The 19,948-nt window shown below is 66.4% G+C and carries 17 protein-coding genes; 10 read left to right on the top strand and 7 right to left on the bottom strand.

Annotation, left to right across the window (positions count from 1 at the left end; genetic code table 11):
• Positions 1 to 116 precede the first annotated feature (116 nt).
• Genes MPN20_RS07535 through MPN20_RS07515 form a run of 5 tightly spaced genes read left to right on the top strand, consistent with a single transcriptional unit; the run spans position 117 to position 5,489 of the window.
• Complete coding sequence (locus MPN20_RS07535) at positions 117 to 1,172, top strand: hypothetical protein (RefSeq protein WP_242780886.1); 1,056 nt, start codon at positions 117 to 119, stop codon at positions 1,170 to 1,172.
• Complete coding sequence (locus tag MPN20_RS07530; RefSeq protein ID WP_242780885.1) at positions 1,169 to 1,882, top strand: DUF4129 domain-containing protein; 714 nt, start codon at positions 1,169 to 1,171, stop codon at positions 1,880 to 1,882. Before MPN20_RS07535 ends, MPN20_RS07530 begins: the two co-directional genes overlap by 4 nt.
• Complete coding sequence (locus tag MPN20_RS07525) at positions 1,879 to 3,135, top strand: DUF4350 domain-containing protein (RefSeq protein WP_242780884.1); 1,257 nt, start codon at positions 1,879 to 1,881, stop codon at positions 3,133 to 3,135. The genes MPN20_RS07530 and MPN20_RS07525 overlap by 4 nt, the downstream gene beginning before the upstream one ends.
• Positions 3,132 to 4,202 carry a MoxR family ATPase gene (locus MPN20_RS07520; protein ID WP_242780883.1) on the top strand — a complete coding sequence of 357 codons (1,071 nt, stop codon included), beginning with the start codon at positions 3,132 to 3,134 and terminating at the stop codon, positions 4,200 to 4,202. Before MPN20_RS07525 ends, MPN20_RS07520 begins: the two co-directional genes overlap by 4 nt.
• Positions 4,203 to 5,489 (top strand): DUF58 domain-containing protein, encoded by a 1,287-nt coding sequence (locus MPN20_RS07515; RefSeq protein WP_242780882.1) that lies wholly within the window; start codon positions 4,203 to 4,205, stop codon positions 5,487 to 5,489. It abuts the gene before it with no gap.
• A gap of 10 nt (positions 5,490 to 5,499) precedes the next feature.
• On the opposite strand, the gene MPN20_RS07510 is transcribed toward MPN20_RS07515, so the two are convergent.
• Complete coding sequence (locus MPN20_RS07510; RefSeq protein WP_242780881.1) at positions 5,500 to 6,498, bottom strand: stage II sporulation protein M; 999 nt, start codon at positions 6,496 to 6,498, stop codon at positions 5,500 to 5,502.
• A 93-nt stretch (positions 6,499 to 6,591) separates the two neighbouring features.
• On the opposite strand from MPN20_RS07510, the gene MPN20_RS07505 reads away from it, so the two are divergent.
• Positions 6,592 to 7,416 (top strand): RDD family protein, encoded by an 825-nt coding sequence (locus MPN20_RS07505; RefSeq protein WP_242780880.1) that lies wholly within the window; start codon positions 6,592 to 6,594, stop codon positions 7,414 to 7,416.
• 85 nt (positions 7,417 to 7,501) lie between these two features.
• Here MPN20_RS07505 and ahcY read toward each other — a convergent pair whose 3' ends face one another.
• The 3 genes from ahcY to MPN20_RS07490 form a co-directional block, all read right to left on the bottom strand.
• Complete coding sequence (gene ahcY, locus MPN20_RS07500) at positions 7,502 to 8,962, bottom strand: adenosylhomocysteinase (protein WP_242780879.1); 1,461 nt, start codon at positions 8,960 to 8,962, stop codon at positions 7,502 to 7,504.
• Between the two features lie 148 nt (positions 8,963 to 9,110).
• On the bottom strand, positions 9,111 to 10,565 hold the full coding sequence (manB, locus tag MPN20_RS07495) for a phosphomannomutase/phosphoglucomutase (protein ID WP_242780878.1): 1,455 nt from the start codon (positions 10,563 to 10,565) through the stop codon (positions 9,111 to 9,113).
• Positions 10,562 to 10,939: a DUF3499 domain-containing protein gene (locus MPN20_RS07490; RefSeq protein WP_347566808.1), complete on the bottom strand. Its 378-nt coding sequence runs from the start codon at positions 10,937 to 10,939 to the stop codon at positions 10,562 to 10,564. The genes manB and MPN20_RS07490 overlap by 4 nt, the downstream gene beginning before the upstream one ends.
• Before the next feature lie 82 nt (positions 10,940 to 11,021).
• Here MPN20_RS07490 and MPN20_RS07485 point away from each other — a divergent pair, with 82 nt between their 5' ends.
• Positions 11,022 to 11,384: a metallopeptidase family protein gene (locus tag MPN20_RS07485; RefSeq protein WP_242780877.1), complete on the top strand. Its 363-nt coding sequence runs from the start codon at positions 11,022 to 11,024 to the stop codon at positions 11,382 to 11,384.
• Positions 11,385 to 11,399: 15 nt separating this feature from the next.
• Here the strand turns inward: MPN20_RS07485 and MPN20_RS07480 are convergent, their stop codons facing one another.
• The 3 genes from MPN20_RS07480 to MPN20_RS17305 are packed head-to-tail and all read right to left on the bottom strand — an operon-like array spanning position 11,400 to position 16,569.
• Positions 11,400 to 12,857, bottom strand: coding sequence for a DUF5719 family protein (locus MPN20_RS07480; RefSeq protein ID WP_242780876.1), 1,458 nt, complete (start codon positions 12,855 to 12,857; stop codon positions 11,400 to 11,402).
• Positions 12,854 to 16,129, bottom strand: coding sequence for a glycosyl transferase (locus tag MPN20_RS07475; protein ID WP_242780875.1), 3,276 nt, complete (start codon positions 16,127 to 16,129; stop codon positions 12,854 to 12,856). Before MPN20_RS07475 ends, MPN20_RS07480 begins: the two co-directional genes overlap by 4 nt.
• The gene (locus tag MPN20_RS17305; RefSeq protein ID WP_347566807.1) at positions 16,126 to 16,569 is read right to left on the bottom strand and encodes a WhiB family transcriptional regulator; all 444 of its coding nucleotides are present in this window, start codon (positions 16,567 to 16,569) and stop codon (positions 16,126 to 16,128) included. The genes MPN20_RS07475 and MPN20_RS17305 overlap by 4 nt, the downstream gene beginning before the upstream one ends.
• A gap of 590 nt (positions 16,570 to 17,159) precedes the next feature.
• Here MPN20_RS17305 and MPN20_RS07465 point away from each other — a divergent pair.
• The 3 genes from MPN20_RS07465 to MPN20_RS07455 all read left to right on the top strand — a co-directional run bounded on the left by MPN20_RS07465 (position 17,160) and on the right by MPN20_RS07455 (position 19,942).
• Positions 17,160 to 18,287, top strand: a complete 1,128-nt coding sequence (locus tag MPN20_RS07465) for a coenzyme F420-0:L-glutamate ligase (protein WP_242780874.1) — start codon at positions 17,160 to 17,162, stop codon at positions 18,285 to 18,287.
• 123 nt (positions 18,288 to 18,410) lie between these two features.
• The gene (locus MPN20_RS07460; RefSeq protein ID WP_242780873.1) at positions 18,411 to 19,184 is read left to right on the top strand and encodes a hypothetical protein; all 774 of its coding nucleotides are present in this window, start codon (positions 18,411 to 18,413) and stop codon (positions 19,182 to 19,184) included.
• Positions 19,172 to 19,942, top strand: coding sequence for a CoA transferase subunit A (locus MPN20_RS07455; protein WP_242780872.1), 771 nt, complete (start codon positions 19,172 to 19,174; stop codon positions 19,940 to 19,942). The genes MPN20_RS07460 and MPN20_RS07455 overlap by 13 nt, the downstream gene beginning before the upstream one ends.
• The last annotated feature ends 6 nt before the right edge of the window (positions 19,943 to 19,948 follow it).

The following is a 19,948-nucleotide window of genomic DNA, read 5'->3' as shown; positions in this document are numbered from 1 at the left end:
CACTCCTGCCCGATAATGCAGATGTCGTTGCCCTGATCTTCGGGGCGTCTCCGACGCGCGCCTGATGCGTTTCCGACTCGTGAACATGGTGAGATCCATGGCAGGATTGTGCGGTGATGGGACGAGCAAATGCGTGGACCTCCGAGGTCGACTGGCAGACAGGTCAGTGGCAGAGGCGTGAGCACGGCCCGACCCACCACGAATGGCAGCGACCGTCGCCGCGTGGAGTCCTGGCCAAACGACCGCTGACCTTCTTCGAGGTGCTCGATTCCGGTTTCCGCCTCCTCCGCTTCATCCCCGGTCTCACGATCGGCGCGGCACTCATCGTCTTCACGCTCTGGACCCTGCTGCTGACCGCGATCGGCACCCTCGTCGTGCTGCAGTTCCTCCCCTTCCTCGAGGACATCATGGGCAACGAGGATGCGATGTCCGGCTTCTTGCTGCTCGCACAGATGGGGTCGTTCGCGATCGGTCTGCTCAGCCTCGGCGTGGCCCATTTCCTCGCGGGACTCGCGGCGAGCGGTGCCGAGAATTCCTTCGGGGCCAAGAAGACGACGCTCTCCCAGTCCTGGCAGAGCCTGCGCGGCCGACGCTGGTCACTGGTCCTGGCCACAGCACTCATGTGCACGATCAACCTGGGACTGCTCATCGTGCTCGGGGCGCCCTCGCTGCTGCTTGCACTCTTCGATCAGGTCGTCCTCGCCGCCGTCGCCGTCGTCATCGGCCTGCTTCTGTGGGTGGGCGCAGTCATCTGGCTCAATCTGCGCTTCGCGTTCCTCGGTGCGGCGATCGCGGCGGAGGACCTCGGCATCCGAGCCGGACTGCGGCGCTCGTGGCGGCTGACCGGTCGCGGCTTCTGGCGCACCCTCGGCCAGCTGTCGCTCGGGTACTTCCTATCGAATCAGCTCGTCCAACTCGTCATCGCACCTTTCGTCCTCATCCTCTCTGTCGTCACCGGCGCCGTCCTGGGCACCATGAGCAGCTCGGACACTGCGATGTCGGGCATCGGCATCGTCGCCGGAGCGCTGCTCCTGGCACTGACCGCAGTCTCGTCTGCGGTGCTGTTCGCGTATTTCGCGTGCCTCGTCTGCGTGTCCTACTTCAACCAGCGCATGCGCTCGGAGGGCTTCGACCTCGTCCTCATCCGCCGCGCGGAGGAACTGTCCGAATGAGCATGCTGAGCACTCTGTCCCTGGCCGTCGTCGATCGCGGAACCGGACGCGAATGGGTAGACAAGGAGCTGTCGAAGGACGAATACTCGGCCACCGACCTCACCCCGCTCGAACAGCTCGGCGAGTGGATGGGCCGCGTGTGGGACGCGATCGTCTCGGGTGCCCTGCGGGGCAACTCGCCGTGGCTGATCCTCCTCGTCGTCATCGCTGTGGCCGCGATCGTCGCCCTCATCATCTGGCGCGTGCGGCGCGTCGGACTCAACCGGACGCGAGTCCCCCTCTCGGCCTTCGACCCGGTCGTGGCGACACCCGAGCCAGGTCCGTGGCGCGAAAGTGCGCGAGCGGCGGCCGAGCGCGGGGATCTGCGCAGCGCCGTCATCGACCAGTCCCGGGCGATCTTCGCCGTCCTGTCCGGCAAACACATCGTCGCCCTCGACTCGGCGTCGACGGCCACCGAACTGAGCGGTACGGCCGGTCGCGAACTGCCCGAGCACGCTCGGTCCCTGAATCGCGTGGCCGAAGCCTTCAATGACCTGCTCTACGGCCACGACGCTGGCGATGCTGAGCGTGCTGCAGGCACGGGAGGCGGCATGGGCACCGCCGTGGTTCGCGCCGATGAGCCCGATCTGCACACGACCTATGCCGAATTCCTCGCTCTCGACGAGCAGCTGAGCCGACTCCCGTCCCGGCACCAGTCGGTGGTCGCATGAGCGCCCACCTCGACGTCGCCGCCCGCGGCACGCGGTCGACGCCTGCTGTGCCGCTGACCGCGCGGCTGCGCTCCGCCGGTGTGTGGATCGTGGCGGCTGTCGTCATCCTCATCACGGTCATCGCGACGCTGTTTATGACCTCTGACCGTGAGGCCAACGCCCCGCTCCACTATGACTCGACGGCACGGGACGGAACGAAGGCGATGGTCGAGACCCTGCGCGACCATGGTGTCGACGTGACCACCACCGAGGATTTCGACGCTGCACGAAAGGCCTCCGCACAACCTGACTCCACCCTGCTCATCCCCGTGAATGCCGAAATCCTCTCTGAGGGCGACAGAGATCGACTCGTCTCGGAGCTGGCTTCTCACAACAATCGACTCGCTCTCATCGATCCCGGCTATGCACTCCTTTCGTATACGGATCGCATCACGGTCGACGACGGCACCTCTCCCCTGGCGGCTCCCGATGACGTCACGTCTCCGAGCTGCCAGGTCCCGGCCGCCCGGGCTGCTGGGACAGTCACCACCGGTGCGATGCAGTACGCCGAGGCCAAGCCTCACACGCCGGGAGTGCACACGTGCTATCCATTCACCGGCCCGGGAGTCCAGTCCGTCGACGGCGGCACAGTGCCGAAGGACGCAGCCCGCGGACAGCTCATCACCGATGATGGTGGGGACTTCCCGATCACGGTGTTCGGCAACCCCGAGTGGGCGACCAATCAGGGCATCGACGAACAGGGCAATGCCGCGCTCATGCTCTCCGAGCTGTCACGGACCCAGCACCTCGTCGTCTACTACCCCGGCCAGACCAGCGACGACATGGACGAACCGCCGTCGACCATCGACTATGTGCCCAGCTGGTTCATCGCCGGGGCGCTGTGGCTGGTGCCCTGCCTCTTCATCCTGCTCCTCATCCTTGGGCGTCGCTTCGGGCCGCTGGCCGTCGAACGCCTGCCGGTCATCGTTCCCGCGGTCGAGACGGTCCACGGTCGAGCCGCGCTCTCGGCCCGCAGCCACGACCGGGCCGGAGCGCTGCACACCCTGCGCACGGCTTCGCTGCTGCGCATCGCGAAGCGACTCGCTCTCGACTCTCAGGCCGGCAAGCCTGAGATCATCGCCCGGATCGCGCACACCACCGGCCGCGATCCGGCACAGGTCGACTGGGTCTTCTCCTCCGCCACACCCACCACAGACGCAGATCTGACGACCATCGTCCGCCAGCTCACCCTCATCGAAAGTGAGATCCCATGACATTGCCTCCTGACGAGACAGCCAGCCCTCAGCGGCCGATTCAGCAGCCGACTCAGCCGCCGCACAACCCTGCGCCGCCGACCGAGCCTGCGCAGGCTCGCGCACAGGCACAGCAGCGCGATCCGCTGCGTGATGCTCTCAACGGTGTGCGCACGCAGATCGCGAAGGCCGTGGTCGGCCAGGACGAAGCAGTCACCGGAATGCTCATCGCCCTCCTGTGCCAGGGCCATGTGCTCCTCGAGGGGGTGCCCGGAGTGGCCAAGACCCTGCTCGTGCGCAGCTTCGCCCGGTCACTGAGCCTCGACAACACGCGCATCCAGTTCACGCCCGACCTCATGCCCAGCGACGTCACCGGTTCGCTCGTCTACGACGCCTCGGCATCCAACTTCGAGTTCCGGTCCGGGCCGGTGTTCACGAACATCCTCATCGCCGACGAGATCAACCGCACCCCGCCCAAGACCCAGTCGGCGCTGCTCGAAGCCATGGAGGAGCACCAGGTCTCCGTCGGCGGTCGATCCCGCCCGCTGCCCGAGCCGTTTCTCGTCGCCGCCACCCAGAACCCGCTCGAATACGAGGGCACCTATCCCCTGCCGGAGGCGCAGCTCGACCGCTTCCTGTTCAAACTCGTCCTCGGTCTGCCCGAACGTGATCATGAGATGGAGATCCTCAACCGTCACGCCCGCGGCTTTGACGCCTCCCACCTCGCCGAGGCGGGTCTTGAGCCGGTCGCCGACGTGACCATGATCCGCGCGGCTCGGGATGCCATCGCCGAGGTCTACATCGCGCCCGAGATCATCACCTACATCGTCGACCTCGCCCGCGCGACTCGCCAGGCCCCGTCCTTGGCCCTGGGCGTCTCACCCCGCGGCGCGACCCGCATGCTCAGCGCTGCCCGCGCGTACGCCTGGCTGTCCGGGCGCGGCTTCGTCACCCCCGACGACGTCAAAGCGCTCGTGCACATGACGCTGAGCCACCGTGTGATCCTGCGCCCCGAGGCTCAGATGGACGGCCTCACCGTCGGCCAGGTCCTCGACTCGATCGTCGCCACGACCGACGTCCCGCGCTGAATGACCACCCGACTGCTCCTGCTGGCCCTGTTCGGGCTCGTCCCAGTCATGCTCGTGCCGGGATGGACGACCGCGCTCGTCGTCGCGGGCGTCATCGTCATCGCCGGTCTCGTCGACTTCTTCCTCGTGCCTGCCCCGAGGCTGGTCGGCCTCCAGCGCACGCCTGGACTCATGGTCCGGCTCGGTGATCCCACACACTGCACACTTTCGCTCGTCAACCTCTCCGACCGACGCCTGCGACTGAAGGTCAGAGATGCCTGGGCTCCGAGCGCAGGCGCCGCGAAGACTCGCTCGGCGTTCGTTCTCGCCGGTGAGGAGGATGCGCAGGTGCGCACCGAGCTCCTGCCCACCCGACGAGGTGCACTGCACGCGGACAGGGTGACGATCCGCAGCCGCAGCATCCTCGGGCTCATCAGCAGACAGAAGAGCTTCGATGTGCCTGCGATCGTGCGCGTTCTGCCGCCGTTCGTCTCCCGTCGTGAGCTGCCCTCGAAGATGGCGAAGCTGCGTGAGCTCGACGGCCGCTCGGCCGTGATGATTCGAGGCATGGGCACGGAGTTCGACTCTCTGCGCGACTACGTCGACGGCGATGATGTGCGCTCGATCGACTGGCGGGCCAGCGCCCGCGCGCAGGACCTCGTCGTCAAGACGTGGCGGCCCGAGCGGGACCGTCGTGTCGTCATCGTCGTCGATTCCTCACGCTTGGCCGCCCGACGGTGCGGAGACGGCACGGTCTTCGACGCCGCGCTCGAGTCCGCCCTGCTGCTGACCGCACTGGCCGCGGGCGCCGGGGATCGGGTCGATGTCATCGTCGCCGATGCCCGCGTCCGCGCACTCGCGTCGAGCCACCGGTCGAAGGATCCCGTCCACGATCTGTCCGTGGCACTGACTCCGGTCCACCCGGAGCTCTATGACGCCGATTGGGAGCAGATCGCCGCGACGGTCCTCTCCACCTCACGGCAGCATGCGCTCGTCGTGCTCGTCACGGCTCTTGACGAAGGCAGCGTCTCCGATGAGATCCTGCCGGTGCTGCCTGCGCTCATGGCCCGACACCGTGTCGTCCTCGCCTCTGTCGAAGACCCCCGCCTGAGTAAGCTCGCCGCCGAACGCGACGACGCCGACGCGATCTTCACCGCAGCTGCGGCGGAGTCGGAGCTGCTGACGTCGAAGTCTCTGCAGACCCGTCTGCGCGGAGCCGGCGTCCAGTCCGTCGAGGCCGGCCCCGAGGATCTGCCCGGAACCTTGGCAGACCTCTACATCGGGCTCAAAGCCACCGGGAAGCTGTAGACCGGCGTTCCTACCTGTCGGTGGCGAGGATCGAATACCCGGCCTGGTTCTCCTCGAGATCGGCGCTCAGCCCCGCGCGTGCGGCCCGGCGGCCGAACCGCCAGGCATAGGCGATCACAGCGGCCGTGTAGAGGACGCCGATGGCGATCTTGAGTGCCGGGGGTATCGGGTTCGGGGTCACAAAGCCTTCGATGAGTCCCGAGCCGAACAGCAGGATCACGAGGCCGCCGGCCACGGTCAGCAGCGAGCGAGCCTCGGTGGCCAGCTTGTTCCTCCGCAGCTGCGGACCGGGGATCACCCACGCGAAGAACAGGCGCAGACCGGCCGCGGCGGCGAGGATGATGCAGCTGATCTCAGGAATTCCGTGCGGGAGGATGTAGAGGAAGAAGTCGGACCCGCGGTCGAACTCGAACATCATCGCCCCGGAGAACCCGACGTTGATCGCATTCGAGAACAGGCCCGAGACGACGAAGACGCCGGTGATGCCCAGCAGGACGAACTGCACGGCGATCCACGCGTTGTTCGTCCACACGCCCACGGCGAAGAACCCGTTCGGATTTTCCTTGTAGTAGTCGACGAAGTCATGCTCGGCGAACTGCTTGCGGAACTCGTGCGGACCGAAGGTCTCGAGGACCTCTGGGTGCATGCCGGCCCAGATCCCGCCGAGCACCGCGACGACCAGGAATGCCGCAGCGATGATAAGGAAGTCCCAGCGCAGTCGGTAGATCGACAGCGGCAGGCTGACGACGAAGAAGCGGGACAGGCCGGAGAGCCCTCCGGACGGAACAGCCGAAAGGTGGTTACGGGAGCGATGGACGATCGCCGACAGCCGCGCCGCTTCGAGCGAGTCGGGGGCGACGCTCATAATCCGTGAGAGGTCCTTCGACGCGTCCCTATAGAGGTCGAGGAATCGCTGAGTCTGGCGCGGACTCAGGGTGTTCTTCTTCGCCAGCATGGACAGTTCTCGCCAGTTGTCGCCGTGGAGTTCGGCCAGCAGGTTCGGGTCCATGCTTCAACCCTATCCGACCACAGCTCCGACTCGAATGACCGTTGCAGGCGATGCACGATGAAGTGCGGCGCTCGATTATGACAGGATGGATCCGTGAGTACTTTGGTGACCGGCGAAGCGGTCGAGCTGAGCATCCAGCCCGCGGCTCTGGCGGCCCGCGCCCTGAGCTGCCTCATCGACTATGTCGTCTATTCGATCATCAACATCGGACTCATCATCGCGGCCTTCTGGTTCCTCCTGCGCATCCTCGAGGTCAACGGCTTGCTGCTGACGTCGATCATGACCATCATGAGCATCGCCGTGTTCGTGCTTCTGCCGATGATCGTCGAGGTTCTCACGCATGGCCGCTCCCTCGGCAAGCTCATCCTGGGGCTGCGCGTGGTCCGTGACGACGGCGGCGCGGTGCGCGCCCGGCACTCATTCATCCGGGCCATCCTCTGGCCCTTCGAGATCCTCTCAAGCGGCGGCGGAATCGCGGCCCTGTCGGGCCTCGTGTCTCCGCAGACCAAGCGCCTCGGCGACTACCTGGCCGGCACGATGGCCGTCAGCGAGAGAACGGCGCCGCCGCCTCCCGTACACACCCATGTCGCTCCGCAGCTCCACGCCTGGCTGTCCCGGGCCGATGTCAGCACGCTGCCGGCGGGACTGCACCGCCGCATCGTCCAGTTCCTGTCGACCGCGGAGACGCTTGGTCGGGACTCCCGGTGGGAACGGGCGAAGGAACTCGCAACCGAGCTCAATCCCTACGTCGCCCCGGCCCCGCCCGAGGGAACGATGCCCGAGCAGTTCCTCTCAGCGGTCATCCACCGCCAGCGGGCAGCGGAGTACGAGCGTCAGCAGCGCCGGGCCGCGGCGTCCCAGGCGTTTCGCCGCGGGGTGGACACGCTCCCTCACGGCCTGAGACTGCGCGGCAGCTGAACCTGACCAGCCAGGTGACGGCACACCGACGGCGCCCGCCGACCGAAGTCAGCGGGCGCCGTCGAGCACTTCTTCAGGACAGGTCTCAGTACCGGTAGTGCTCGGGCTTGTACGGTCCGGCAACGTCGACGCCGATGTATTCGGCCTGTTCCTTCGTCAGCTCCGACAGGTTCGCGCCCAGAGCCGGCAGGTGGAGTCGCGCGACCTTCTCGTCGAGCTCCTTCGCCAGTCGATGCACGCTGTTGTCGTAGCGGTCGTTGCTGACCCAGAGTTCGATCTGAGCGAGCACCTGGTTGGCGAATGATGCGCTCATGACGAATGAGGGATGTCCGGTCGCGTTGCCCAGATTGAGCAGACGCCCCTCGGACAGGACGAGGAAGTCGGTGGTCTCCCGGTCGAGTCCGAGGTCGGCGGGAACGGGAACTGTCCATTCGTGGACCTGCGGCTTGATCTCGATCGTCGAGACTCCCGGAAGCCTGCGCAGGCCAGCCAGGTCGATCTCATCGTCGAAGTGTCCGACGTTGCCGACGATCGCACCCGGCTTGAGGCTCTGCAAGACCTCCACGCCGACCACGTGGGTGTTGCCGGTGGTCGTGATGATGATGTCTGCGGTCGGGGCCACCGTGGCGAGGTGCTCGACCTGGTAGCCGTCCATGGTCGCCTGCAGGGCGCAGATCGGATCGATCTCCGTGATGATGACACGAGCCCCCTGACCGCGCAGCGCCTCGGCGGCTCCCTTGCCCACATCGCCGTAGCCGATGACCACAGCGATCTTGCCGCCGATGAGCACATCGGTGGCCCGGTTGAGACCATCGGGCAGAGAGTGGCGGATGCCGTAGCGGTTGTCGAACTTCGACTTCGTCACCGAGTCGTTGACATTGATGGCGGGGAACGGCAGACCGCCTTCCGTAGCCAGACGGTAGAGGCGATTGACACCGGTGGTCGTCTCTTCGCTGACGCCCTTGATTTCGGCAGCCAGCGCAGAGAAGCGACCGGGTGAGGCATCAAGCGATTTCTGGATCTGGGACAAGAGGACCTTGTATTCGTCAGGATCCTCGTCGCCAGCGGTGGGGACTCCCCCGTCAGCTTCGGCCTGCGCACCTTTGAGAACGTACATCGTGGCGTCGCCGCCGTCGTCGAGGATGAGGTTGGGGCCTTCGGCGAAGTCGAAGATCTTGTCCGCAGCCCACCAGTACTCCTCGAGGGTCTCACCCTTCCAGGCGAAGACTGGCACACCTGAAGGAGCCTCGACGCTGCCGGAGCCGACGACGACCGCAGCGGCCGCCTCGTCCTGAGTGGAGAAGATGTTGCAGCTGGCCCAGCGCACCTGCGCGCCAAGGGCGACGAGAGTTTCGATCAGGACAGCGGTCTGCACCGTCATGTGCAGGCTTCCGGCGATCCGGGCGCCGGCCAACGGCTGGCTGCCGCCGAACTCCTCGCGCAGTGCCATCAGGCCGGGCATCTCGCGTTCGGCCAGTCGGATCTGATGACGGCCGGCTTCGGCCAGACTCAGATCGGCAACCTTGAAGTCGGTGGAATCGAGCACAGTACCTCCAGAGAGAACGAAGATGATCGGATCTGCGTCGAGTCTATTGCCTTGGCCGGACCAGAGCCCACGATTTCGCCATGTGGTCGATTCGCCATGTGGTCGATTCCCGGGCAGCTGTGGTCGCTCCCCGGACAGCTGTGGTCGCTCAGCGGGCCTGAGACTCCACGAAGGCGCTGACTCGTGACGTCAGTTCGAGCATCTGGTCCTGATCAGCGGCTTCGACATTGAGGCGCACGAGCGGCTCGGTGTTGGATTTGCGCAGATTGACCCACCAGTCCTCACCCTGGAGCCCGATGCCGTCGAGGTCGTCGACGGTGTTCGTCGGGAAGTCACCCGAGGTCGTCGCGAAGGCCGTCAGCACGGCATCAGGATCGGGCACCGTGAAGTTGATCTCGCCGGACTGGACGAAGATGTCATAGGACGAGACGAGACGCGAGGCCGGTGCTTTCGTCGCCGAGAGGGCTGCGATGAGGTGGCAGGCCGCGAGCACGCCCGAGTCCGCGCAGTAGAACTCCTCGAAGTAGAAGTGCGCCGAGTGCTCGCAGGCGAAGACGGCGCCTTCTTCCCGCATGAGTGTCTTGATCCCCGAATGGCCGACCTTCGAGCGCACAGCGCGACCGCCTGCGGCCTCGATCGTGGCTGGGACGCTGCGAGAGGTGATGAGGTTGTGGATGACCACGGGCTCAGGGGTGCCCGCTGACTGCGCCCGCGCGATCTCCCGCTCGGCCACCAGCGCACCGACTGCCGAGGCCGACATTGTCGCACCTGTCTCATCGATGAAGAAGCACCGGTCTGCATCGCCGTCGAAGGCCAGGCCCAGATCAGCGCCGTGCTCGACCACTGCGCGGGAGACGTCGAGGAGGTTCTCCGGTTTGAGAGGGTTCGCCTCGTGGTTGGGGAATGTGCCGTCGAGTTCGGTGAAGAGACCGATGGCGGTGAAGGGCACGGCTGCGAAGCCTGCGTCGGTGCCGAAGACCTCGCCCAGCAGTTTCCCGGCCATGCCGTTTCCACAGTCGACGACGACCGTTAGGTCAGGGACCTCGTCGACGCGGGTCAGCGTTCGGATGCGTTCGACGTAGCGGCGGCGCATGTCCGCGGCAGCCGCCTCATCGATCGCGACTGTGGGGATTCCAGCGCCGGCGTGTGCCGGTGCGTTCGGGGCCAGGTCCCGGATCTGGCCGAGTCCCGAGGCGAGGCTGACCCCGCCGGCCTGCGGTGCGCAGATCTTGATGCCGTTGTAATCCGCGGGGTTGTGGCTGGCTGTGATCATCGCACCGGGCAGGTCGAAGATCCCCGAGGAGAAGTACAGCTGATCGGTCGAACACAGTCCCAGCAGGACCGGGCGCAAGCCCGCGACCGCGATGCCCGCGGCGAAGGCCTGGGCGAAACCGGCGGAGCTCGGTCGCATATCGTGACCGACAACCACCTCGGCGCGCGAATGCAGTTCGGACATGGTCCTGGCAGTGGCCCACCCGAGGGCGAAGAGCACATCCTCGTCGAGCTGATCGGGGATCCGCCCGCGGATGTCGTAGGCGCCGACGGCCGAGGCGAGAGCACTCACCCGATGGTCGATGAGGGCGGCGGAAGCAGGTTCGCTCATGAGTCGCCGATGATGCGCAGGTGGCCGTGCTTGCGGCCGGGCATCGACCCGTCGGAGCGGGAGACTCCGTCAGTTCCGGAGGACGCGTCGGCAGGACGGCTGTCGCGGGGGCCACCGGCGGCTTCGCGGACGGCGTCGGCGATCGCCAACAGATCGTCGTGGGTGCGCTCGGGAGGAGCCTGGCCACTGTCGATGCGGATGAGCTGCCAGCCCACCGGCGGGGTGAGTCTGGCGGCATGATCGGCGCACAGGTCATGGGCGCCCGGCTCGGCGCGCCTGGCCAGAGGACCGATGACCACGCAGGCATCAGCGTGCACATACGTCATGGTGGCGGCGGCACTGCGCGAGCAGCTGACTTTTGAACACAATCTCACGGCTGACACAGTCCACAACTCTACACGCAGACCCCGCCTGTCCCCGGCAGCCGGGGCCGCATGGTCAGTACAATATTCATTCATGAGCACCAGGCGTCATCGAAATCGGCACGGCCGCGGTCTGCGGTCCCCACTCTTCTTGGCCGATGTCCCCGCCCGACAACGGCGCAGCGACAGCTTCGCCCGTGTCGCGGCCGAGGAGTTCGCTCGTTTTCGGGCGAAGGAACCAGCCCTGCTCGCCGAGGTGGTCCTCGCCGTTGATGCTGTCCCGCCGGCGAGTTCGACGGAGCCGGCCTTCGGTCGGGTGTTCCCCGCGACCGCTGCGCGGCCCACGCACATCGTCCTCTACCGACGAGTCATCGAATACCACGCCACGAGCGGACAGAGAGATGACCTCATCGCCGAGGTGGTCGCCGATCAGGTCGAGATCCTGCGGCATTCCTGACCGTCGGGCGCGCCCCTAGCCCAGACGGATGTCGCGGTAGGCGACACCGGCAGGTGCCGGAGCGGGCATGACTGCGGAGACCCCGTCCTCGGTCGTGACCACGAGAGTGGCGTGGACACCATTCGCCTGTGATCCGGAGGCGTTCTCGCCGCTGAGGACCACGGCGCGAACCGCCTCACTGGAGATCTCCGCGGGACTGAACTCGGTGGTGCCGGTGGGGTTGAGGTCGATCGACTGCGGGTCGGTGAGCGAACCGTCGTCGAGCATGGCGCGGACCTGGACTGTGCCCTGTCCCGGCGAGAGGTAGACCTTACCCGTGCCTGTGCGCGGCAGGGCCATGAGCTGGGAATCCGCCAGAGAGTCCGTGGCCGAGATGCTGCCGAAGTCTCCTCCTCCGCCTTTCCCGTCCTGGCCGATGAAGGCGCTGGCCTGAATTGCACTGTCGGAGTCGAGCACGACGCTCGTGGCGTTGAGGTCGCCCAGGTCGGCCTCGGCAACACCGCGTCCTACGACGGACATCGACGAGCGCGGGATGTCAGTTTCGCCGTCCGGACCATAGGCCTTGATCGAGACGTCGGCGAGGTCGTCGTTCGGGTTGGCCACGCGCAGTCGCACGTCCTTGCCGTTGAGTCCGGTGATGACCTGCTGCCTGTCGGCGTCGGCCCCGCTGGTGGCGAGGTCGATGCCCTTCGGTGTGAGCCCGTCGAGCACCGTCTCCTGCACGGAGCCGGCGACGACTCCCCCGTCGACGGTGACGTCGATGCCCAGGGCGTCGGCGCCGGCGGCAAGGCCACCCAGGCGCACAGCGCGTTGGGCTCCCGCCTTGATGCTGACTTCCGTGGGTTCGGCGCGCTGTCCGGAGGGGGTCATGATGGCGACCTTCGCCTGGACGGGAACATCGCCGGGATTGCTCAGCAGCAGCTGCGAGTTCGACCCTGTCGACCCGGAGCCGGCGAGGATCCGGAACGAACTCGAGGCCTGCCCGCAGGTCAGGGTCGCAAGACCGGTGAGGTCACCGGAGGTGCCCTCGACCGTCTCGAGTCCCGTCGTCAGCGCCGGTGCGCCGGGTCGGGCGAAGCCGGTGATGAGCTTGGTCGCCGCGATCGAATCGTCGCCGGAGACGAAGCCGTCGGAGGCCGGGTTGTCGAAGTTCGCAGAGCCGCCGAGGTCGGCGACCTGGAGGCGGGCCGCTGAGACCGAACCGTCGGCCGCGCTGATCGGCGCAGAGGCAGAGACGACCCGAGTCGAGACGTTGGAGTCGTCGACGAACTCCGCGTCCGTGCCTTCGGCCTCGGCATCGGTCAGGAGCGGACCCGGGCAGACGACGCGTGTGTCGGCTGTGGGCATGCGAACCTGTTCGGGGCTGCGGTCGAGCGTGCCCGGCGTCAGCGGCGTCAGGAACGACGTCGTGGCCACGAGCACTCCGGGCACAGCGATCGCCGCGAAGGTCGCGATGCTTCGCATGTGTTTCATGGCTTCGCCTCCACTGCCTCGCCCGGACCGTCGCCCGTGCCCGACGGCTTCTGCACAGACTGCTTCTGCACAGACTGCTTCTTCTTTGCAGCCTTCGCCCGGGCTGTGTCCTGACCTTTGCCATCGTTGTTCACTGTGGCGTCACCCTTCGCACCTGTCGCCGATTCAGCGCTCGTCGTCGACGTTGCCGCGGCCGAGTCGTCAGCGGGGCGCCGTGCAGACTCGCGCTTTGGCCGCACAGTGCGCGTACGCGGATCCGTCTGTCGCTGGGTGCCGAACGGAATCGCCACGATGAGGCAGAACACACCGAGGATCCAGCCGATGATGACGGCAGGGGCGAACAGCGGCGAACCGGTGCTCAGTTCGACCTGACCGCCTGCAGTCGGCAAGGAGAATTCGGCCGCCCAGTCGCTGCCTGCACCCTTCGGTGCGGGCAGTTCCTGCCCGTCGATCTCGGCCTTCACTGTGCCTTTGCCCTCGGCGACGATGAGCTTGCGGCCGTCTTCACCGGGAGCAACCTCGACGGTGGTGCCGTCGACCGGAGCGGTGCTCAGCGTGCCGTCCGGCTCTTCGACGAGGAAGCGTCCGCTGTACGGCGTGTCCACCCGCCACAGCTGGCCGGATTCGGTGGGACCGACCTGGACAAGACCGTCGGCGGCGGCCACGGCGTTCGTCAGATCCTTCGCACCGTTCTCGGCCAGGACGAAGTCGACCCCGAGGCGGCCCAGAAGGTCGCGCACGTCTCCGGAGTCATCGGCCGACAACGCGGCGGCAGCCTGCGCCACGAGGACCTGGTCCTCACCGATCGGCAGAGGGCGACGTTCCCATGGCCAGCCTCCGACCGCCTCGGCGGATCTGATCGTCGAGGTGCCGATGACGGTGCCGTCGTCGCTCGAGATGAGTGTGGCCAGCACTTGGCCGTCGACATCGTCGAGGCGCAGGGTCCGCGCCTGCGAATCCCCGCTCGCGCGATCGGCGGCCAAGGCCGGGACCGTGCCGTGCTCCTGGGTCGTCAAGGTGTCCGCCGAGGTGGTCGTCCGACCTGCTCCGACGATCATGAGTCCCACGGCGGCGATCGCAACGAGTGCCGCCAGGGATTTCATGGGAAGTCGTGTGTTCGTCGCCGAGGACGTCGTCCGGTCGGCGCCGAGGGTCAGGAGCATGATCGCACCGAGGCTGAGCAGCGTCAGGCCTGCTGCAGGGTACGAACCGATGAGGTTGAACGGCCCGGTCTGCGCGGGCACGAGGATCTGCACGGTGGCGATGATGAGGCCGGCGAGGTAGAGGCCGACCGCCCACAGCAGCCGTGAGAGGTTGAGGCGCGCCTCGATGAGGGTGAGGAACGCGAGGATGAGCATCGGCAGGACGAGCACCGGGACCCAGAGCTGCAGGATGCCCGGTTGCACACCGCTGAGACCGATCGCGGCGAGAAGATCGGCCAGCCACGACATGTCGATCGGTTCGGGGAATCCGACTGCGAGCAGATAGGTCGGCGGGGCGGCCGGAGCCACCGTCTGCCCGGGCATGGTGAGCAGGGCGCCGGGTTCGCGAATGAGCGACCACAGCCAAGGCCAGGCCAGGACGAGGGTCGGGGCGAGCAGCCATAGATGGCGCGGTCCCCGCCCGGTGCCGAGAAGGGCGATGGTGATGATGATGCCGATGACGAGCATCGCGGGAACGCCCGCGATCATCAGGAACAGCAGCAGCCCCGCGGTCGCGGCGGCGGCGATCGAGCCGGTGTGCAGGCTGCGACGCAAAGCGATGACGAACAGCGGTGCGGCGAGCCAGACGAGGATCACGCCGAGGCGGCCGTCGGAGAGCGCCGTGATGAAGATCGGGGAGGCCAGCCACAGCAGTCCTGCGAATCCGCGGACCCACTTCGTCCTGACGATCGTCCCGGCGGCGCTGTAGGCGGCGATGACAGCGGGGATGGGCGCTGCCAGGATGAGGCTGCGCACCATGATGTCGACATGTCCGAAGAACGGCAGGCTGAGGATCGCGAGCACGAGCTGGTACGGGTCGGCGACGACGGAGGCACCTGTGGACACGTCGAGGTGCTGACTGAGCAGACGGGCGACGAGGTCGCCGAACTTCACGTCGGTCGAGCCCAATGCTCCGCCGACGAGGTGGCCTGGACCGAAGAGTGCGAAGGAGACGAATCCGCTCATCGCCGCTGCCGCAATCAGCAGGTAGGTCAAGGGGTGGCGGAAGGCCCCGGAGCCGCCGCTGATCTCGAGTCGGGAGAACGAGTCGATGGCCTCTTCGGTGTCGCCGACGGGATTGAGCTCGGTCTCATCGGCTGCGCCGGAACCAGCTGCGGTCCCCGGCTCTGCACGGGTGCGGCGAGTCTCCTCGGCGGAATTCATCGATCGTCTCTGCACTGCGAGTTCGTCGGGATCAGCGTAGAGCGCGGCCACGTGAGCCGTTGTCGTGCGTTTAGCGAGGCGGTTGCGTCGGGTGCTGGCGCGGCGCAGACGAGCAGTGGTCCGGACGTCGGCGGCCAGTCCGAACAGTGCGGAGAAGTACCACGAGGCGGGCCTGACGTTGTTCGACAGCAGACCGGCGAGTGCGTTGCCCAGCTGGGTCAGCGCGAGCAGACAGACGAGTGCGACGATGCCAGGACGGGCGAGGCTGAGACGGTAGCGCTGTTCGGTCCTGATCTGGAACTTCGAGATCGGAGGCAGCGGGGAGGAGCCGAGCTGGTCCGCGGTGGATGCGGAGACCGAGAGCTTCGCACCGGGGGCGGCGACCACTCGCTTGCCGAGGTCACGAAGCCTGCGGGAGTATTCGAGACCGCGGTAGGCCACACCCAGGACACGCGAGGGCGCACCGATCTTCTCGAGTTCGGTCGTGGCGATGAGCAGCCCGGGCAGATCGAGGCCCAGCGTCTCGCTCTGACCGTCTCGCTGGCCCTGGTCGATCTCACCGTCGGCGACGGGGTTGAACCGGGCGCCGGCGGCGGTTGTGGTCACGCCTGCGGAGACGATGCGGTCACCGTGCATGATCTTCGGACCGACGGCGGCGATTGATTCGGTGGCGCCGATCGCATCGAGCAGTTCCTCGAGGCAGTCGGGTTCGGGACGGGAATCGGGAGTGAGGAACCACATGTGGGTGCTCTCGGCGACTGCTGGGAGCTCGAGTGCTTCTGTGACGGTAAGACCCCCGAGATCCACAATGGGGATCTCGGGGTAGGTCGTGCGGAGAGCTGTTTCGAGCTCAGTCCGGCTGGAGTCGTCGCCGGAAGTGACGACAACAGTGACGGCAGATCTCACACGACTCGTTTCTTGAGTCGGCGACGCTCGCGTTCTGACATTCCGCCCCAGATTCCGAAGCGCTCGTCGTTCGCCAAGGCGTACTCGAGGCATTCCGAGCGGACATCGCAGGATGCGCAGACGCGTTTGGCCTCGCGAGTCGATCCGCCCTTCTCAGGGAAGAATGCCTCCGGGTCTGTCTGAGCGCAAAGCGCTTGGTCCTGCCAGGACAGTTCTCCGTCGTCGCCGGCGGCTCCGAGGAGCAGCGAGAGCGGTGAGACTGCGGAGTTGTCCGTGGGCAGCGGTGTCAGATCGTTCGGATCGATCGCCAATGGATCGGGCAGTGTATCGGGTGTGCGCGATCCAGGTTCGACGAACCAGTCTTCGGCCCTGCGAGAAGTGACTCCGGGTACAGCGGAGTACTCCTCCAGTTCCTGCCTTTTGCTCTGTGCGCTTTGCACGGTTTTCCCCTTTCTCACGCTCAGCACGTCCACCACCGCGAGCATCATCTGCGGTACCGTTCGAGGAGTGTTCCGGTCTTCATGAAGACCGGCTCCCCGGGCGGTTCCAGCCGCGAAGCTCGTGCTGAGGATATCAGCGTGGTGTGCGGTCGAATCCGAGAATTCGTGCTAAGCGCGTTCCCCTTTAGATATAAATTACACGCGTGTCATTACCGCCTCGTCAAGCCCTGGTGGAGTATTGCAGAGGGCTACCGGAGACTAATCGAACACACTTTCACATACACACGCGCCATCGACACCACATGTAGCGACTGAGCCCGAGTATTGACACAACCTGTGGTAGCCAGCTGGGCGCAGTGGAAGAATTTCGAAAAGATTCACGGTCAGTGGGATTATGGAGGGATGAGAGTCGAATCACCTGCCGAGAAGGCCCGAACGCCGCTTTCGTCCCTCGAAACCGGACCACAGGGGCGCCTCTCCCCCGACTCACGGCAGGGGGATCCGACACCGGACGCCGGTGCGCTGCCATCGGCGCTCGATGCGCTGCCGGGGATGCCCGCCGCGAATTCGCGAATGAGACGGAGCAGACGATGAACGACCGCCTCCTCACCGTCTACGCCCCACCAGTCGACGAGGACATCACTGCCGGTTCCGACCTCGCCGCGATCCTGATCAATGCGCTGCGTCGCAATCGGATTGACCTCAAAGACGGCGACATCCTCGTCATCGCCTCGAAGGTCGTGTCGAAGGCCGAGGGGCGACTGTGCAGCGTGGCCGACAGAGCCGAGTTCGAGGACCTAGTCAAGGACTCCTCGGCCCACCTAGTTGCCGAGCGGACCTATGCCTCGGGCACCACGGTCCAAGTCGTGCGCACACACTCCGGCACCGTCCAGGCGGCGGCAGGCCTCGACCAGTCGAACTCCCGCGGCGCCGTCGTCCTCCATCCTCACGACAGCGACCGCTCGGCCGACGGCCTCCGCGCCTTAGTCGAGCAGGCGTTCTCCGTGCGCATCGGCGTCGTCATCTCCGACACGACCTCACGTCCTTGGCGGGTCGGCGTCGGCGACTTCGCGCTCGGACTCTCCGGATTCTCCGGTCTTGACGATCAGCGCGGCAAGCCCGACGACGACGGTCGGGTGCAGTCGGTGACCGTGCGTGCAGTCGCCGATGAGATCGCCGCCGCCGCCGACCTGGTCAAAGGCTCCTCCCGCGGACTGCCGATGGCGCTCGTCCGGGGCGCCGGCGGGTATCTGAACAACGGTCGGGACGGGGCGAAGGTGCTCAACCGCGACATCGTCGAGGACTGGTTCCGCTTCGGCCACGTCGAGGCGATCCAGCGGGGCCTCGGCGTCACCGAGCTGCCCGGTCGAGCCGCAGCCGGTGACAACGGCGACGACATCCTCGAGCGCGTCTCCCGCGCGATCCGGGTCGTACGAGCCGGGCACTCCCGCACCCCCGGGCACGGCGCCTGGCGGATGCGCATCGAGGGCTCGGGCTCGAGGATCACGATGAGCCCTTCTCACTCCCCCGCGACCGCGCAGTCCGACGGCCCGCCGCTGCTCGAAGCGATGGTCGGTCTCGGGTCCCTCGTCGAACGCATGCACACAGCGCTCTATGCCGAGGACCTGAGCGCATCGACGAAGTGGCAGTGGGCAGACGGCGATCTGGGCACCTTCCCTCGCGGCGTGATCATCGACATCGGGCTGCTCTCCCCCTGAGAGAACTCACACTTCGATGATCGTCCGCAACGCTCCCATCCTGCCTCCGACCGCAGCTCCAACGAACGCAGCTCCAACGACCACAGCTCCGAGCCCGTACTTCAGAAAGCAGGTCATCCACTCGTGGATCTCTCCATCATCAGCCGCACCGGCGGCCCCGTCCTCCTCTGGCGCGGTCCCGACTACGACAGCCTCGACCTCACCGGACCCGTCGTCGCCAACTGGGTCAACAAAGGGGTAGGTCTCTTCGGTGACTACGACCTGGGCCCGGACTTCACCCTCTTCGCGCCGATGCCCGAGGGCCTGCACTGGCGAGAGCTCGTCGCGATCCTCAGCGTGCTCCTGGCCGGGGGTCGAGTCGTGCTCGCCAGCGGCGACGCTTCCACAGCCGGCACAGACGCTTCCACAGCCGGCACGACAGCTGCGCCGCCCGACGGCGACTTCTTCGCCCTCGTTCCCTTCGGGCACGAATCGGCTGAGAACCTCGTCGACGCCGAAGAGATCTTCGTCTTCAACCCACCCGCGCTGGCGCTGAGCACCCCGGTCGACGAGGACTTCATCGACGTCAATTCCGCGATCCGCGCATATCCGGACGTCACCCCACGACGTCTGGCCGCGACCGGCACCCTCGAGATCGACGGCGAGAACATCGACTGGACGAATATCGGCGCCTCAGCAGCCCCGGGAGCGGACGGCTCTGCAGCCGGACCCGGTCGCCCGGCGGGAATCCTCGTGTCGAAGTCGACCCCGCGACCAGATCAGTGGGCGGCGTTTCTCAACCACCTCCTCGGCGGGGGTGAGATTCTTCTGGCCAATGGGATCGACGACGCCCGTCTTGTGGACCTGGCGGACAGCCTCGGCGAGGTCCGTGGCAGACTGGGTGCATGGACAAAGTAGTTGATACTCCCGCCGAGGCGGTAGCCGATATTGCAGATGGATCATCGATCGCCGTGGGCGGCTTCGGTGTCGTGGGCGTGCCGGAGTTCCTGATCCGAGCGATCAAGGAGCAGGGCGCAAAAGACCTCGAGGTGATCTCGAACAATGCCGGTGTCGACGGACGAGGCCTGGGCCTTCTGCTCGCCGACCACCGCCTGAGCCGGATCATCGCCTCGTACGTGGGCGAGAACAAGGAATTCGCACGTCAGTACCTCTCCGGTGAGCTCGAGGTCGAACTGACCCCGCAGGGCACCCTGGCTGAGAAGCTGCGCGCCGGTGGGGCCGGAATCCCCGCGTTCTACACGATCACCGGAGCCGGTACTCAGGTCGCCGACGGCGGCATGCCGTGGAAGTACGATTCTGAGGGCAACGTCGTCAAGGAATCGCCGGCCAAGGACACTCGGGTCTTCGACACCTTCGGTGAAGAGCAGGAATACGTCCTCGAAGAGTCACTCGCCCCTGATTACGCACTCGTTCGCGCCGCAGTCGGTGACCGCCACGGAAACCTCGTCTTCCACTCCTCGGCCAGGAACTTCAATCCCCCGGCCGCGCAGTCGGCACGGATCACCATCGCCGAGGTCGAGAAGCTCGTCGAGCCCGGCGAGATCGATCCCGATGACGTCCACGTTCCCGGGATCTTCGTCCACCGCGTCGTTCCGTTGACAGCGGAACAGGTGGCCGACAAGCCCATCGAAAAACGCACCGTCCGCGAAGCCTGAGGAGAG

It is taken from the genome of Brevibacterium sp. ZH18 (genome assembly GCF_022748595.1).
Lineage (GTDB): Bacteria > Actinomycetota > Actinomycetes > Actinomycetales > Brevibacteriaceae > Brevibacterium.
Note: the sequence above shows the minus strand (reverse complement) of the source record. Positions and strands in the feature narration are given on the sequence as shown.